Source organism: Pseudomonas parafulva, assembly GCF_000800255.1.
Taxonomy (GTDB): Bacteria; Pseudomonadota; Gammaproteobacteria; order Pseudomonadales; family Pseudomonadaceae; genus Aquipseudomonas; species Aquipseudomonas boreofloridensis.
In genome coordinates, this window is sequence record NZ_CP009747.1 from 3,805,121 (window position 1) to 3,821,221 (window position 16,101).

Below are 16,101 nucleotides of genomic sequence, written 5' to 3' on the forward strand. Positions count from 1 at the left end.
CTAGGCGCCGCCTGGCGTCAACTGCAAGCCGCGCCACTCGAACGGCACCGGCGCCAGCACCTGCTGAATGTCAGCCTCACGCCAAAGTTGCGCCATGACCTTGCCCTGCCCCGGATGCACCAGATCAGGCGCCAGCAGCGACAGCGGCCAGAGCACGAACGCATTCTTCAGGATCTCGGCGCGTGGCAGTACCAGGCCATCGAAGGTGCCGTTCAGGTCATCGAACATCAGCACGTCGATATCCAACGGCAAGCCTTTTCGGTCCGGCGCATAGCGGCCGTTGTCGGCTTCGATGAACTTGAGTCGGCGGTCCAGTTCCAGTAATGGCATGTCGGTTTGACCGCTGACCACCAGATTGAAAAACGGCCCGCTCTTGATGCCCACGGCTTGGCTTTCGAACACCGCCGAGCAGCGCATGTCACTGAGGATGCCGGCCAGCGCGTCGAGCCCCGCGCACAGATGGCGCTCGCGCTCGGTGTTGCTGCCCAGGCCCAGATAAACGGTGCTCAGAGACATCCGCGCTCGATCTCCACACCTACGCCACCCCGCGCCGCCGGTACGGCTCCGGGCTTGGTCAGCTTCAGTCGCATCCAGGGGATGTCGAACTCGGCCATCAGCGTTGCCGCCAGGCGCTCGGCAAAGGTTTCCACCAACTCGAAGCGCGACTGCTCGGCGAACGCCTGGACACGCGCCGAGACACTGGCGTAGTCGAGCGCCAGGCTGAGGTCGTCACCGGCTGCAGCGGGACGGTTGTCCCAGGCAAAACTCAGGTCCAGGCGCAGGCACTGGCGAATGTCGCGCTCCCAGTCGTAGGCGCCGATGACCGTATCGACCTCCAGCCCTTCGATGAACACTCTGTCCAAGCACTTCTCTCCACAGCACGACAAGGGCGACGGGCGCCGTTAGAATCAGGGCGTCCCCGCCCGGAATAGTTAGCATGTTTTGGTTACTGGCGCTGCTCGCCTACCTGCTCGGCTCGCTGTCCTTCGCCATCGTCCTGAGCCGCCTCGGCGGCCACCCGGACCCGCGTTTCAGCGGATCAGGCAACGCCGGTGCGACCAACATGCTGCGCCTGGCAGGGCGCAAGCTGGCCATCCTCACCCTGCTCGGCGACCTGTGCAAGGGTTTGCTGCCCGTGCTGTTGGCCGACTTTGTCGGCCTGAGCCTGCAAGACCAAGCCTGGATCGGCCTGTGCGCGGTGCTCGGCCACCTGTTTCCGCTGTACTTCCGTTTCAAGGGCGGCAAGGGCGTAGCCACTGCCGCCGGCATGCTCATGGGCTTGTATTTTCCCGCGGCGCTACTGGCGGTGGCAGCCTGGCTGCTGACCTTCTACCTGACCCGTACCAGCTCGCTGGCCGCGCTGATCGCCACACCCTTGACCCTGCCCCTGCTGGCCTGGCGCGAGCCTGCGGCGCTGCTGCCGATGAGCGTGCTCACCGTGCTGATCGTCTGGCGCCACCGCAACAACCTGCGCGACCTGTTCGCCGGACGCGAGCGCCACTTCTGAGCCCCGCCGTCAAAGCGGCGGCAGTTGCTCCATCGGCCAGCGCGCCTGCACGCTGATCGCCAGATCCTGCTGCTGGCCCGCCAATAGCCGCTGGCACCCAGCGTAGGCAATCATCGCGCCGTTATCGGTGCAGAACTTCGCACGCGCGTAGTACACATTGCCGCCCATGCTGGCCAACATGCCTTCGAGCGAGGTGCGCAACGCCTTATTCGCACTCACGCCGCCAGCGATGACCAGGCGCTTGAGGCCAGTCTGCTTGAGCGCACGCTTGCACTTGATGGTCAGAGTCTCCACCACCGCCTGCTGGAACGCCAGCGACAGGTCGCAACGGGTTTGCTCGCTGTCGTCCCCGGCATTGCGGCACTGCTGCCAGGTATTGAGGGCGAAGGTCTTGAGGCCGCTGAAACTGAATTCCAGGCCCGGACGATCGGTCATGGGCCGAGGGAACACGAAACGTCCGGGGGTGCCCTGCTCGGCCAGGCGGGCGATTTCGGGACCACCCGGATAATTCAGGCCGATCAGCTTGGCGGTCTTGTCGAACGCTTCGCCGGCAGCGTCATCCAGGCTTTCACCCAAGAGCGCGTATTGGCCAATGCCATCGACCTGCACCAACTGCGTGTGACCGCCGGACACCAACAAGGCGACGAACGGAAACTGCGGCGGCTGCTCTTCGAGCATGGGTGCCAGCAGGTGACCTTCCATGTGATGGACACCGATGGCCGGAATGTCCCAGGCGAACGCCAGCGCCTGCGCACAAGACGCGCCCACCAGCAGCGCACCGACCAGGCCGGGGCCGGCGGTGTAGGCGATGGCGTCGATATCCTGGGCAACCTTGCCGGCCTCATCGAGCACTTCACGAATCAGCGGCAGCATGCGCTTGACGTGGTCACGCGAGGCGAGCTCGGGCACCACGCCGCCGTAGACGCGGTGCAGGTCGATCTGGCTGAACAGCGCATCGGCCAACAGGCCGCGTTCGCTGTCGTATAATGCGACGCCAGTTTCGTCGCAGGATGTTTCCAATCCCAGTACTAGCATGGGTCCGTGCCTTGTGGAGGCTGAATGCGAAGCCGCGCATTCTAGTCGCCGTACCCAGTGCCGACCAGCGGTTTTCGATCAGAGGCTTTGCATTCCGCCACACTAAGGGTTAACATCCGCAACCCTTGAAAACTGACGTTCTCCAGCACACCTTTGTTTTGCCAGGAGCACGTCCACCCCGGTAATGAATTAAGGTAGCCCTGGATGCCAGCCGTCAAAGTTAAAGAGAACGAACCCTTCGACGTAGCTCTGCGTCGTTTCAAGCGCTCCTGCGAAAAAGCCGGTGTATTGGCTGAAGTTCGTAGCCGCGAGTTTTACGAAAAGCCGACCGCCGAGCGTAAGCGCAAAGCCGCTGCTGCCGTGAAGCGTCACGCCAAGAAAGTCCAGCGCGAACAGCGCCGCGCCGTTCGTCTGTACTAATACAGACGTTCTACGCAAGGCTTCTGCCCAGCCCGGCCTCGTGCCGGGCTAATGGCAGTTGTAGCTGCAAATCCCAAGCCCTGTGCTTCGGGCGCCCAGACTCCGGTCATCGGGCATCTATTCAGCGCTTCACCCTCGAACGCCCGACGCGGCAGGTGAACCGCGCACTCGCATCTCCTTTGCTGCACTTCTGCGATTAGACTTGCCGTAGCCAGATAACGAGACTGCCATGGCCGGGCTGATTCCCCAGAGCTTCATCGATGATCTTCTCAACCGCACCGACATCGTCGATGTGGTGAGTTCGCGCATCCAGCTGAAGAAGACCGGCAAGAACCACTCGGCCTGCTGTCCGTTCCACAAGGAAAAGACCCCGTCCTTCACCGTCAGTCCCGACAAGCAGTTCTACTACTGCTTCGGCTGCGGCGCCGGGGGCAACGCCTTGGGCTTCATCATGGACCACGACAACCTGGAGTTTCCCCAGGCGGTCGAGGAACTGGCCCGCGCCGCGGGCATGGAAGTACCCCGCGAGGAGGGCCGACGCGGACAAAAGCCGCGCCAGCCCACCGACTCGCCTCTGTATCCGCTGCTCGAAGCCGCGGCCGAGTTCTATCGCCAGGCCTTGCGCAATCATCCGACGCGCAAGGCGGCAGTCGAATACCTCAAAGGCCGAGGCCTGTCCGGGGAAATCGCCCGTGATTTCGGCCTGGGCTTCGCGCCGCCGGGCTGGGACAACCTGTTCAAGCACCTGGGCGCGGACACCCTGCAGCAAAAAGTCATGATCGACGCCGGCTTGCTCATCGAGAACGCCGAAAGTGGCAAGCGCTACGACCGCTTCCGTGACCGGGTGATGTTCCCCATCCGCGACAGCCGCGGCCGCGTGATCGCCTTCGGTGGTCGGGTGCTGGGCGATGACAAGCCCAAGTACCTGAACTCCCCGGAAACCCCGGTGTTCCACAAGGGCCAGGAACTCTACGGGCTGTACGAGGCGCGCAAGCACAACCGCAACCTCGACGAAATCATCGTGGTCGAGGGCTACATGGACGTCATAGCCCTGGCCCAGCAAGGCTTGCGCAATGCCGTAGCGACCCTCGGCACCGCCACCAGCGAGGAGCACCTCAAGCGCCTGTTTCGCGTGGTGCCCAACGTACTGTTCTGCTTCGACGGCGACCAGGCCGGACGAAAAGCCGCCTGGCGCGCCCTGGAAGCCGCACTGCCAACACTTCAGGATGGTCGCCGCGCGCGCTTCCTGTTCCTGCCCGAAGGTGAAGACCCGGACACCCTGGTCCGTGCCGAGGGCACCGATGCCTTCCAGGCGCGGATCCACCAGCACGCGCAACCGCTCGCCGACTACTTCTTCGAGCAACTGAGCAACGAAGCCGACCCGCGGTCACTGGAAGGCAAGGCGCACATGGCGACCCTGGCTGCACCGTTGATCGAAAAAATTCCGGGCGCCAATTTGCGTCAGTTGATGCGCAACAGGCTGAAGGAAATCACCGGCCTGGACATGCAGCAAATGGAGCAACTGGCCCAGCAGCCGGCAGCCCCCAACGTACCGGACTACGATCCAGGCTATGACTACGACGCCATGGCCAGCTATACCCCGGACTTCTCCGAACAGCACTACGACTATGGCCAGGCGCAGCCCGAACAGCAGCCCTGGACGCCCCCCAAGGGGGGCTCGAAAAAGCCCTGGGAGGGCAAAGGCAAGCCCTGGGACAAGCAGCGCAAAGGCGGCAGAGGCTGGCAGCGCGATGAGGCTCCGCCACGCACCCCAGCCCCCGTGGAACCCCCGGCTCTCGCGGCCTTGCGCACTTTACTGCACTACCCGCTGCTGGCCGGCAAGGTGGAAGATGCCAGCCATTTCGCTGCCGAGGAACACCTCTACAGCCAGCTGTTGGTGGCCTTGATCGAAGCCGTGCAGAAAAATCCTGGTCTAAGCTCGATGCAGTTGATCGCGCGCTGGCACGGCACCGACCAAGGCCGCCTGTTGCGGGCACTGGCGGAGAAGGAATGGCTCATCGATGCCGATAACCTTGAACAACAGTTTTTCGACACCATTACTAGCTTGTCTGCTCGCCAGCGCGAGCGAAGCCTGGAACATCTGCTCAGGAAAGCACGTCAAAGTGAGCTGAGCGGCGAGGAAAAATCGCAGCTTCTTGCCCTTTTGAGCAGGAATGTTCCCGCACAAACCCCGACCTCATCTGGCGCGTGAGGTCCATGCTCGGGTATAATCCTCGGCTTGTTTTTTGCCCGCCAAGACCTTCAGTGGATAGGGTGTTATGTCCGGAAAAGCGCAACAGCAATCTCGTATCAAAGAGTTGATCACCCGCGGTCGTGAGCAGGGCTACCTGACTTACGCGGAGGTCAACGACCACCTGCCTGAGGATATTTCAGATCCGGAACAGGTGGAAGACATCATCCGCATGATCAACGACATGGGGATCAACGTATTCGAGAGTGCTCCGGATGCGGATGCCCTGCTGTTGGCGGAAGCCGACACCGACGAAGCCGCGGCCGAGGAAGCCGCCGCTGCGTTGGCAGCAGTCGAAACCGATATCGGCCGCACGACCGACCCGGTGCGCATGTACATGCGTGAAATGGGTACCGTCGAGCTGCTGACCCGCGAAGGCGAGATCGAAATCGCCAAGCGCATCGAGGAAGGCATCCGTGAAGTCATGGGCGCCATCGCCCACTTCCCGGGCACCGTCGATCACATTCTCGGCGAGTACGACCGCGTTACCACCGAAGGCGGCCGCCTGTCGGATGTGCTCAGCGGCTACATCGACCCTGACGACAACATCGCCGCACCGACCGAAGAGGTGCCGGTCATCGGCGCCAAGGCGTCCGCCGCCAAGGAAGAGTCCGACGAGGAAGAAGAAGAGAGCGCCGACGGCGACGAAGAGGAAGAGACCGAGAGCGGTCCGGACCCTGTCATTGCCGCACAGCGTTTCGGTGCGGTCTCCGACCAGCTGCAGGCCACCAACAAGGTGGTGAAGAAGCATGGTCGCGGCGCCAAGGAAAGCGTCCAGGCACTGCAAGCCCTGGCCGACCTGTTCATGCCGATCAAGCTGGTACCCAAGCAGTTCGACGCGCTCGTCGAGCGTGTGCGCGGTGCCCTCGACCGCCTGCGTCAACAGGAACGCGCCATCATGCAGCTGTGCGTGCGTGATGCCCGCATGCCTCGCGCCGACTTCCTGCGCCTGTTCCCCAGCAACGAAACCGACCAGACCTGGAGCGGTGATCTGGCCAAGCGCAGCACCAAGTGGGCTGCCGCGCTGGGCGAGAAAGACGCGGCCATCGTCGCCTGCCAGCAGAAGTTGATCGACCTCGAAACCGAAAGCGGTCTGACCGTTGCCGAAATCAAGGAAATCAACCGCCGCATGTCCATCGGCGAGGCGAAAGCCCGTCGCGCCAAGAAAGAAATGGTCGAGGCGAACCTGCGTCTGGTGATTTCCATCGCCAAGAAGTACACCAACCGTGGCCTGCAATTCCTCGATCTGATCCAGGAAGGCAACATTGGCTTGATGAAGGCGGTGGACAAGTTCGAATACCGTCGTGGCTACAAGTTCTCGACCTACGCCACCTGGTGGATTCGCCAGGCGATCACCCGCTCGATCGCCGACCAGGCGCGCACCATCCGTATTCCGGTGCACATGATCGAGACGATCAACAAGCTCAACCGTATTTCCCGGCAGATGCTGCAGGAAATGGGTCGCGAACCGACGCCGGAAGAGCTGGGCGAGCGTATGGAAATGCCTGAGGACAAGATCCGCAAGGTATTGAAGATCGCCAAAGAGCCGATCTCCATGGAAACCCCGATCGGCGACGACGAAGACTCGCACCTGGGCGACTTCATCGAGGACTCCACCATGCAGTCCCCGATCGATGTCGCCACGGTCGAAAGCCTCAAGGAAGCCACGCGCGACGTACTCTCGGGCCTTACCGCCCGTGAAGCGAAAGTGCTGCGCATGCGCTTCGGCATCGATATGAACACCGACCACACCCTCGAAGAGGTCGGCAAGCAGTTCGACGTGACTCGCGAGCGGATCCGTCAGATCGAAGCCAAGGCGCTGCGCAAACTGCGTCATCCGACGCGCAGCGAGCATCTACGCTCCTTCCTCGACGAGTGATGACGAACCCCGGCCCAGGCCGGGGTTTTTCTTGGGCGACAAAAACCTGCAGGCCGTTGGCCGCATTCCTCGGCACCGTTCATCCCGGCACGTCTACACTCGAATCAGCCCCTTTGATCGAGAGTTCGCCATGCCCTTGCTGCCGGCACTTGTGCTGTTGCTCTTGCTGATCTGGAACACAACTGCCAGCGCTTTGACCGACCAGAACACTGCTGCCGCCCTAGCCCCTGCGTCCGAATCGTCTTCGCAGATTCGGCCTACCGACGCCAACCTCACCGTGGATGCCCGCAGTCATGCGCCAATGCAGGTCGTCGATCGTCAGCAAGTGGTCCTGTGGCACAACCTGTTGCTGCTTGGCTTGCCAGCGCTTGCCGCCGTGGTGGCGATTCTCATCGCCATGTTGCGGATCAATCGCCGCCTGACTTCGGAAATTTCTCGGCGAATCGCCCTCGAGCAGGAGTTGCGCAGCAGCGAATACCATTATCGAGGCCTGATCGAGAGCCTGTCGGCAGTGGCCTGGGAAGCCGATGCCAACGATTTCACTTACAGCTACGTCTCCCCCCACGCCGAGGATCTGCTCGGTTATCCACAGCGCGAGTGGCTCAAGCCTGGTTTCTGGCGCGGCATTCTGCACCCCGATGACGCCCTCCGTGTGCAGCACTACTGCGACAGCGAAACGGCAGCGGGCCGCGACCACAGCCTGGACTACCGTGTGATACGTGCCGACGGCCAGACACTGTGGGTGCGCAACATCGTCAGCATGATCGGCCACGGTCATAAACCGCTGATTCGCGGCCTGATGATCGACATCAGCGAAACCAAGCGCACCGAAGAGGCGCTGCGTCTTTCCGAACAGAAGTTCGCCAAGGCCTTCCATGCCTCGCCCGACGGCCTGCTGCTGTCACGCCAGCGCGACGGCTTGCTGTTGGAGGTCAACGAGGGCTTCTGCCGCCTGACCGGCTACGACATCGACCCCAACCGCGATCAGAACAGCCTGGACCTGGGCATCTGGGCCGACCTCGACGAGCGCGCGCGCCTGGTCGAACGCTTGCGCCGCGACGGCTTCGTGCGCGATTTCAGCTGCCATATCCGCCGCAGCGATGGTCAGATTCGGCTATGCGAAGTGTCTGCGCGACCGCTGCCCATCGGCGACACCGACTGCATGCTGACCATTACCCGCGATATCACCGAACGCCACCTGATGCAGGAAAAGCTGCAACTGGCCGCCACGGTATTCGAGAACACGGCCGAAGGCGTGCTCATCACCGATCCCGAGCAGCACATCAGTGCGGTCAACCGCGCCTTCAGCGAGATCACCGGCTACAGCGAACACGAAGCCCTCGGCCAGACGCCACGCCTGCTCGCCTCGGGCCAGCACGACAGCGCTTTTTACGCCGCCCTCTGGCATCAGCTCTGCGCCGAAGGCCACTGGCAGGGCGAAATCTGCAATCGACGCAAGAACGGTGAACTCTATCCCAGTTGGCTGACCATCAGCGCCGTGCGCAACCGCGAGGGGGAGATCAGCCACTTCGTCGCGGTCTTCGCCGACATCTCCAGCCTCAAGCACGCCCAGGCGGAACTGGACTACCAGGCTCACCACGACCCGTTGACCGGCCTGCCCAACCGCACCCTGTTCGAGAACCGCCTGCAAGCCACCCTCAACTGCGCCCAGGCCCCCAACCGCCAGGGCGCCGTGCTGTTTCTCGACCTCGACCGCTTCAAGCACATCAACGACAGCCTCGGTCATCCCGTCGGCGACCTGCTGCTCAAAGGCATTGCCCAGCGCCTCAGGGAGCAGGTGCGCGATGTCGACACCGTGGCACGCCTGGGCGGCGACGAGTTCATCATTCTCCTGCCCGGCCTGCACCGCCCCAGCGATGCCAGTGCCATCGCCAACAAGCTGCTGGCCTGCTTCCACGCCCCGGTGCAGGCGGGCGAGCACGAGTTCTTCACCAGCGCCAGCATCGGCATCAGCCTCTACCCGCAAGACGGCACCGACGTCGCCACCCTGATCCGCAACGCCGACGCCGCCATGTACCGCTCCAAAGCCAAAGGCCGCAACCGCGTGGAGAGCTACACCCTGGACCTCACCACCCAGGCCAACGAACGGATCTTCCTCGAACACGAACTGCGCCGGGCCATCGAGCGCAACGAACTGAGCCTGTACTACCAACCCAAGTTCAGCCTCAAGACCCAGGCCCTGGTCGGCGCCGAAGCGCTGGTACGCTGGACGCACCCCACTTTCGGCGAAGTGCCACCCGAACAGTTCATTCACCTGGCCGAAGAGAACGGCAGCATCCTGCAATTAGGTGATTGGGTGCTGGAGCAGGCCTGCCGGCAGATGCACCAGTGGAAGCACGCCTACGCACCGTTCGGCCCGTTGTCGATCAACCTGGCCGGCGCGCAGTTGCGCCAGCCGAGCCTGGCGCGGCGCATCGAACACCTGCTCGGCACCTTCCAGCTCCAGGCCGGCGACCTGCAGTTGGAGATCACCGAGAACTTCATCATGAGCCAGGCCGAAGAGGCCCTGGCCATCCTGCACCAACTCAAGGGCCTGGGCGTGCAACTGGCGATCGACGACTTCGGCACGGGTTACTCGTCGCTCAGCTACCTCAAGCGCCTGCCGCTGGATATCCTCAAGATCGACCAGTCGTTCATCCGAGGCCTGCCGGACGATCCCCACGACGCCGCCATCGCCCGCGCCATCATCGCCCTGGGCCGCAGCATGCAACTGACGATCATTGCCGAAGGCGTGGAAACCCCGGCCCAGCAACGCTTCCTGGCGGCTGAAGGGTGTGAGCAGATTCAGGGCTACATCGTCAGCCTGCCGCTGCCGGCCGAGCAGTTCGCCGCGCGCTTTCTTCGCATAGCACCAACGGATCTTTCAGATGGCACCCATGGCCAACCCTCGTTATAATCGCGCCGACCTCTGGGGCCTATAGCTCAGTTGGTTAGAGCAGAGGACTCATAATCCTTTGGTCCACGGTTCGAGTCCGTGTGGGCCCACCATGTTAGAAGCCGCGCATTGCGCGGCTTTGTCGTTTCTGGCGGCGGCCGTTTTCATGTGGCACTAGAACTCACTGACCACAAACAGTCCACACCAGCACATTAGACAGTGAGCCGGGTAGCGCATCGTATTCGGCTCCCGGATCTGTCAGTTGACGAGCTCCGCTTTGTCTAGTTTCCCAAGCGGCTCCCCTCAAACCCCCGTACCATCGCCTGAGTCCACCGCACCAAGAGCCCCGCCATGCCAGACACCCTCCCCCTGGACCACACCGACCGCCAGCTCATCGCCCTGCTGCAAATCAACGCCCGCGAAAGCGTGGCGACGCTGGCGCGTCAATTGGGTATCGCCCGCACCACGGTCACCTCGCGCCTGGCGCGGCTGGAAAAGCACAAGGTGATCACCGGCTATGGCGTGCGCCTGGGTCAGCGTCTGGCCGGCGGCGGTCTGCAAGCCTACGTCGGGATCAAGGTTCAGCCACGTGCCGGACGCGAGGTGGTGCGCCGGCTCTCGGCCATGGGCCAGGTGCAGCAACTGTGCGCGGTGAGTGGGGAGTTCGACTATGTGGCCTGGTTGCGCAGCGACTCCCCCGAACAGCTCGACCAGTTACTCGACCAGATCGGCAGCCTTGAAGGGGTCGAGAAAACCACCACGTCGATCATCCTCAGCCACAAGGTGGATCGTGGCCAGGCGGTGTGAACATTCGTCATAACGCTTGACGCTCAAGTCGTTATGACGAAAAAACAGGCATTTCGACGCCACTCTTGCTCTTAATAACGACCATCCCTAGCCCTAAAATGATCGCCAGGCATTTCCTATACTCAGGCTCCGCCCTCTGCGCAGCCGCTCTGGCAAGGTCATCAGATGAACAAGAAAAACCGCCATCCCGCCGACGGCAAGCCCCCGGTGACCATCTTCGGCCCCGATTTTCCCTTCGCATTCGATGACTGGCTAGAGCACCCTGCCGGGCTCGGCAGTATTCCCGCCGAGCGGCAAGGCGAGGAAGTCGCCATCGTCGGCGCCGGGATCGCCGGTCTGGTGGCGGCCTACGAGCTGATGAAGCTGGGCCTCAAGCCGGTGGTGTACGAGGCGTCGAAACTCGGGGGGCGGTTGCGCTCGCAGGCCTTCAACGGCACCGACGCCATCGTCGCCGAACTGGGCGGCATGCGCTTTCCAGTGTCCTCCACCGCCTTCTACCACTATGTCGACAAGCTGGGGCTGGAAACCCGCCCCTTCCCCAACCCGCTGACCCCGGCCTCACCCAGCACGGTGATTGATCTGGAGGGCCAGACCTATTACGCGGAAAACCCCGGCGATCTGCCACCGATCTTCCGCGAAGTGGCAGACGCCTGGGCCGACGCGCTGGAAGACCGCGCGTCCTTCGGCGAGATCCAGCAGGCGATCCGCGAGCGTGACGTACCGCGTCTGAAAGCGCTGTGGAATACGCTGGTTCCGCTATGGGACGACCGCACCTTCTATGACTTCGTCGCCACCTCCAAGGCCTTTGCCCAGTTGAGCTTCCAGCACCGCGAAGTATTCGGCCAAGTGGGCTTCGGCACTGGCGGCTGGGATTCGGACTTCCCCAATTCGATGCTGGAAATCTTCCGGGTGGTGATGACCAATTGCGACGATCACCAGCACCTGGTGGTCGGCGGCGTCGAGCAGGTGCCGCAGGGCATCTGGCGGCACGCCCCGGCGCAAGCGGCGCACTGGCCGGCCGGTACCAGCCTCAAGTCGCTGCACGGCGGTGCACCGCGCGCGGGGGTCAAGCGCATCGCGCGGGCCAGTGACGGGCGTCTGGCGGTCACCGACAACTACGGCGACTGCCGCCACTACGCGGCAGTGCTGACCACCTGCCAGAGCTGGCTGCTGACCACGCAGATCGACTGCGAGGAAGCGCTGTTCTCGCAGAAGATGTGGATGGCCCTGGACCGCACGCGCTACATGCAGTCGTCGAAGACCTTCGTCATGGTCGATCGGCCGTTCTGGAAAGACAAAGACCCGGAAACCGGCCGCGACCTGCTGAGCATGACCCTCACCGACCGCCTTACGCGCGGCACCTACCTGTTCGACAACGGCGACGACAAGCCGGGGGTGATTTGCCTGTCCTATGCATGGATGAGCGATGCCCTGAAGATGCTGCCGCACCCCACCGAGAAACGTGTGCAACTGGCCCTGGACTCGCTGAAGAAGATCTACCCGAAGACCGACATCGCCGGGCATATCATCGGCGACCCGATCACCATTTCCTGGGAAGCCGATCCTTACTTCCTCGGCGCCTTCAAAGGCGCATTGCCGGGCCATTACCGCTACAACCAGCGCATGTACGCGCACTTCATGCAGCAGGATCTGCCGGCCGAGCAGCGCGGCATCTTCATCGCCGGCGACGATGTGTCCTGGACGCCGGCCTGGGTGGAAGGCGCGGTGCAGACTTCGCTGAATGCGGTGTGGGGTATCATGAACCACTTTGGCGGCCGCACACATCCGGACAATCCAGGTCCTGGTGACGTGTTCGCCGACATCGGCCCCATCGCCCTGCCCGACTGAAAACCGCGAGGAAACGCCATGCGCATCGCCCTGTTCCAAGGCGCGCCCAGGCCGCTGGACGTCTCTGGCAACCTAGACCGGTTGCGCGAACGGGCACATCAGGCGGCGGCGCAAGGTGCGCAGTTGCTGGTGTGCCCGGAAATGTTCCTGAGCGGTTACAACATCGGCGCCCAGGCCGTGCAGCGCCTGGCCGAGCCCGTCGATGGCCCATCGGCCCAGGCTGTGGGCGAGCTTGCACAGGCGCAGAACATTGCCATCGTCTATGGCTATCCGGAGCAGGGCGAAGACGGCGCGGTCTACAACAGCGTGCAGTTGATCGACGCTCACGGCCGCCGACTGTGCAACTACCGTAAGACGCACCTGTTCGGTGAACTGGACCGCACGATGTTCAGCCCCGGCGAGGAGCACTTCCCGGTGGTGGCGTTGAATGGCTGGAAGCTGGGGCTGCTGATCTGCTACGACATCGAGTTCCCCGAGAACGCCCGGCGCCTGGCGTTGAACGGTGCCGAGCTGATCCTGGTGCCGACCGCCAACATGGCGCCCTACGATTTCGTCTGCCAGGTGACCGTACGTTCGCGGGCGCAGGAGAACCAGTGCTACCTGGTGTACGCCAACTACTGCGGCTCGGAAGGTGAGATCCAGTATTGCGGGCAGAGCAGCATCGTCGCGCCGGACGGCAGTCAACTGAGCCTGGCCGGGAATGAGGAAAGCCTTCTACTGGCAGACCTGTCACATCACACGCTGAGGCAAGGACGCGAGGCCTTCCCGTATCTGGCCGACCTGCGGCACGACCTGCATCGCGTCCAGCGCTGAGCCGCCAGAGCTGCGGCGGCGCAAATACGCTAGCATGCGCCCATGACCGACCCGATCCGCACGTTGACCCTGGCCAACGGCCTGCACCTGACCTTGCGCCACGCGCCACGCCTCAAGCGCGCTGCCGCCGCCCTGCGGGTGCATGCCGGTAGCCACGATGCCCCGGCCAGATGGCCCGGCCTCGCGCATTTTCTCGAACACCTGTTCTTCCTCGGCACCGCCCGCTTTCCTTTGCAGGACGGCCTGATGCGTCATGTGCAGGCGGTCGGAGGTCAGGTGAATGCCAGCACCCGCGAGCGCACCACCGATTTTTTCTTCGAAGTGCCTGTCAGCGCCCTAGGCTCGGCACTGGAGCGCCTGTGCCAGATGCTGGCCGAGCCGGATCTGAGCGTCGAGCGCCAGCGCCACGAGCGTGAGGTGATCCACGCCGAGTTCATCGCCTGGTCGCGCGACGACCAGGCGCAGCGCCAGTTCGCGCTGTTGCAGCGTGTGTCGCCGCGCCATCCGTTGAGTCGATTTCATGCAGGCAATCGATACAGCCTGGCCGTCCAGGATCCTGCCTTCCAACGGGCGCTGCTCGACTTCCACGCCCGTTTCTACCGGGGTAGCCACATTCACTTGAGCCTGTGCGGCCCGCAATCGCTGGACGCACTCGAAGCGTTGGCCCGACCGTTCGCCAACCTGTTCGCCAAAGGTCCAGCGCAGGCACAGCAACCGCCTCCCGCCCTGCTCGACGCGCCCTGGGTCGAACACCCGGCCACGGCGGGCTGTCTGGAGCTGCTCTTTGCCCACGACGCGCTGCCGCCGGGCGCCGCACAGGCGTTGGAACTGCTGCTGTCCTGCTTGAACGACAGCCGCCCCGGTGGCTGGCTCGACGCCTTGCGCCAACGCGGCTGGCTGCGGGACGTCCACAGCGAGACGCTGTACGCCTTCGCCGGACAGGTGCTCTGGCACATTCGATTGCATCTGAGCGATGACGCTCCGCCAGCAGAAGTCCGCGACCTGCTGCACGGCTGGCTCGGCAGCTTGCGTCAGTCGAGCGCCACGCGACTCAATGACGAATTCGGGCGCTTGCAACAGCGCCGCGAACAAGCCGCCAGCGCCCTGGAGCTGGCGCGTCGAGACAGCGCCGACACCCCGTTCGCGGCATTGGACGCACAAGCGCTCGAGGCCTTCCAAGCACTGCTCGCAGATCTTCCCGCCAGCGCCCACGGCCACTGGCCGCCACCTGACGATGAGCCGTTGCTGCGGGCTGACCTGCCGGGCGCACGTGCCGGCCTGCCCGACGACGTGGCGATCAGCGCGTTGCTGCCACCTGAGCGTGGCCTGGCGACGCTCTACCTGCATTGGTTTATCGCCTCGCCGCTGCGCGAGCGCTTCCATCACGTCCTGTCGCAAAACCTGCGACCCTTGCTCGAACGTGCCCATCGCGCCTCGCTGCAATTGGACTTCAGCCGGGAGGGCGAGCACTGGCAACTGCGCTGTGCGGGCAGCCCGGGCGCAGTGATTCGCACCGTCGCCCTGGCACTGGAGGCTCTGCGCCAGCCGAGCGCTGAACTGTTACGCACTCCAGCGCCCAGCAAAGCGCCGCAAATACCGATCCGAGCGCTGCTGAGCGCGCTGCCCGATCATCTGCACGGCAGGGCCGCGCCGCCTCAACCGGCGAGCCTGCTGGATCAGTCGATGCTCGACCAGCTCTGGGCCAGCGCCCCTCGGCAAGGCCTCGCCATCGGCTTCGACCTCACCGCGCAAGCCGCGCTCGGCGCTGTGCTCAAGCACGCGCCTGGAAAGCCTGGCGGGCGGCCCTCAGCCCCGACACACTCGCCGGGCCGGCGTTGGGTGCGGCACGCCACAGGCGGCAGCGAGCATGCCCTTGTGCTGTTCTGCCCGCTGCCCAACGCCGCCGAGGGCCCTGGTCGGCTGCTGGCGCAAGCGCTGCAAGGGCTGGTGTATCAGCGCCTGCGCGTGGAGTTGCAGTTGGGCTATGCGGTGTTCAGTGCCTTTCGTCAGATCCAGGGCCAAGGCGGCTTGCTGTTCGGCGTGCAATCGCCGAAGGCGAGCCCCGCGCAGATTCTCGATCATCTCTTCACAGTGCTGAACGAAGGAGTAACGCTCGACACGGCCGCCCAGGCAGCCCTGGCGGCGCAGTTCGACGAACCGGCGATGCCCAATGCCGAGGTCGCGCACTGGGCTTGGCAGACATATCTGGCTACAGAGCCGACAGACCTTTCCCGGCTCCAGCGGTCTATTCTCAACACCACTCAGCCTTTACTGGATGAACTGCTGAAAAGCCTGCTGGACGCCGATCATGGTTGGCTTTGCCTGGCTAACGGCGAGCCCCCGGATGAGCGCTGGCAATAACCCAACCCACGCCGGGATTGTTACCTCAAACGCAACGGCGCTTTTCCAAGAATTAACCATTGCGTACAAAGTTTTCTTGTAAGATAGCGCAATCTCAGCCAATGGAACCTCCTGCTCCAGGCGGCGCCCAAGTAGATAGCTGACACCACCCCAACCCTATCCGGAAGGAGCACCACCATGACCACCTGGACCAAACCTGCCTACACCGACCTGCGCATCGGCTTCGAAGTCACCATGTACTTCGCCAACCGTTAAGCAGCGCTGCAGTGCAACGCCTCGGCCCG

At 63.5% G+C, this 16,101-nt stretch carries 12 protein-coding genes, 1 tRNA gene and 1 pseudogene; 11 read left to right on the top strand and 3 right to left on the bottom strand.

The window, feature by feature from the left end; all coding sequences use genetic code 11:
- Both folK and folB read right to left on the bottom strand, forming a co-directional pair.
- Complete coding sequence (folK, locus tag NJ69_RS16650) at positions 1-516, bottom strand: 2-amino-4-hydroxy-6-hydroxymethyldihydropteridine diphosphokinase (protein ID WP_039581160.1); 516 nt, start codon at positions 514-516, stop codon at positions 1-3.
- The gene (gene folB / locus NJ69_RS16655) at positions 507-863 is read right to left on the bottom strand and encodes a dihydroneopterin aldolase (protein ID WP_029614037.1); all 357 of its coding nucleotides are present in this window, start codon (positions 861-863) and stop codon (positions 507-509) included. The genes folK and folB overlap by 10 nt, the downstream gene beginning before the upstream one ends.
- A gap of 74 nt (positions 864-937) precedes the next feature.
- On the opposite strand from folB, the gene plsY reads away from it, so the two are divergent.
- Positions 938-1,507: a glycerol-3-phosphate 1-O-acyltransferase PlsY gene (gene plsY, locus NJ69_RS16660; protein WP_039581162.1), complete on the top strand. Its 570-nt coding sequence runs from the start codon at positions 938-940 to the stop codon at positions 1,505-1,507.
- Positions 1,508-1,516: 9 nt separating this feature from the next.
- Here plsY and tsaD read toward each other — a convergent pair whose 3' ends face one another.
- The gene (gene tsaD / locus NJ69_RS16665; protein WP_039581164.1) at positions 1,517-2,542 is read right to left on the bottom strand and encodes a tRNA (adenosine(37)-N6)-threonylcarbamoyltransferase complex transferase subunit TsaD; all 1,026 of its coding nucleotides are present in this window, start codon (positions 2,540-2,542) and stop codon (positions 1,517-1,519) included.
- 204 nt (positions 2,543-2,746) lie between these two features.
- Here tsaD and rpsU point away from each other — a divergent pair, with 204 nt between their 5' ends.
- The 10 genes and pseudogenes from rpsU (at position 2,747) to pqqA (ending at position 16,072) form a co-directional block, all read left to right on the top strand.
- On the top strand, positions 2,747-2,962 hold the full coding sequence (gene rpsU, locus NJ69_RS16670) for a 30S ribosomal protein S21 (protein ID WP_003255575.1): 216 nt from the start codon (positions 2,747-2,749) through the stop codon (positions 2,960-2,962).
- A 229-nt stretch (positions 2,963-3,191) separates the two neighbouring features.
- Positions 3,192-5,174 carry a DNA primase gene (gene dnaG, locus NJ69_RS16675; RefSeq protein ID WP_039581175.1) on the top strand — a complete coding sequence of 661 codons (1,983 nt, stop codon included), beginning with the start codon at positions 3,192-3,194 and terminating at the stop codon, positions 5,172-5,174.
- Positions 5,175-5,241: 67 nt separating this feature from the next.
- A complete protein-coding gene (rpoD, locus tag NJ69_RS16680) occupies positions 5,242-7,092 on the top strand; it encodes an RNA polymerase sigma factor RpoD (protein ID WP_039581178.1) in 1,851 nt (616 codons plus the stop codon).
- 349 nt (positions 7,093-7,441) lie between these two features.
- Positions 7,442-10,009, top strand: a pseudogene (locus tag NJ69_RS16685) (sensor domain-containing protein); the annotation flags it as partial.
- Positions 10,010-10,024: 15 nt separating this feature from the next.
- Positions 10,025-10,101, top strand: a tRNA-Ile gene (locus NJ69_RS16690).
- A 238-nt stretch (positions 10,102-10,339) separates the two neighbouring features.
- Positions 10,340-10,795, top strand: a complete 456-nt coding sequence (locus NJ69_RS16695) for an Lrp/AsnC family transcriptional regulator (protein WP_029614028.1) — start codon at positions 10,340-10,342, stop codon at positions 10,793-10,795.
- Between the two features lie 165 nt (positions 10,796-10,960).
- Positions 10,961-12,643, top strand: a complete 1,683-nt coding sequence (locus tag NJ69_RS16700; RefSeq protein WP_039581181.1) for a flavin monoamine oxidase family protein — start codon at positions 10,961-10,963, stop codon at positions 12,641-12,643.
- An 18-nt stretch (positions 12,644-12,661) separates the two neighbouring features.
- Positions 12,662-13,456: a carbon-nitrogen hydrolase family protein gene (locus NJ69_RS16705; protein ID WP_039581183.1), complete on the top strand. Its 795-nt coding sequence runs from the start codon at positions 12,662-12,664 to the stop codon at positions 13,454-13,456.
- A gap of 42 nt (positions 13,457-13,498) precedes the next feature.
- Positions 13,499-15,817 carry a pyrroloquinoline quinone biosynthesis protein PqqF gene (gene pqqF, locus NJ69_RS16710; RefSeq protein WP_039581185.1) on the top strand — a complete coding sequence of 773 codons (2,319 nt, stop codon included), beginning with the start codon at positions 13,499-13,501 and terminating at the stop codon, positions 15,815-15,817.
- Positions 15,818-15,994: 177 nt separating this feature from the next.
- Positions 15,995-16,072 (top strand): pyrroloquinoline quinone precursor peptide PqqA, encoded by a 78-nt coding sequence (gene pqqA, locus NJ69_RS22465; protein WP_080754815.1) that lies wholly within the window; start codon positions 15,995-15,997, stop codon positions 16,070-16,072.
- Positions 16,073-16,101: the final 29 nt, after the last annotated feature.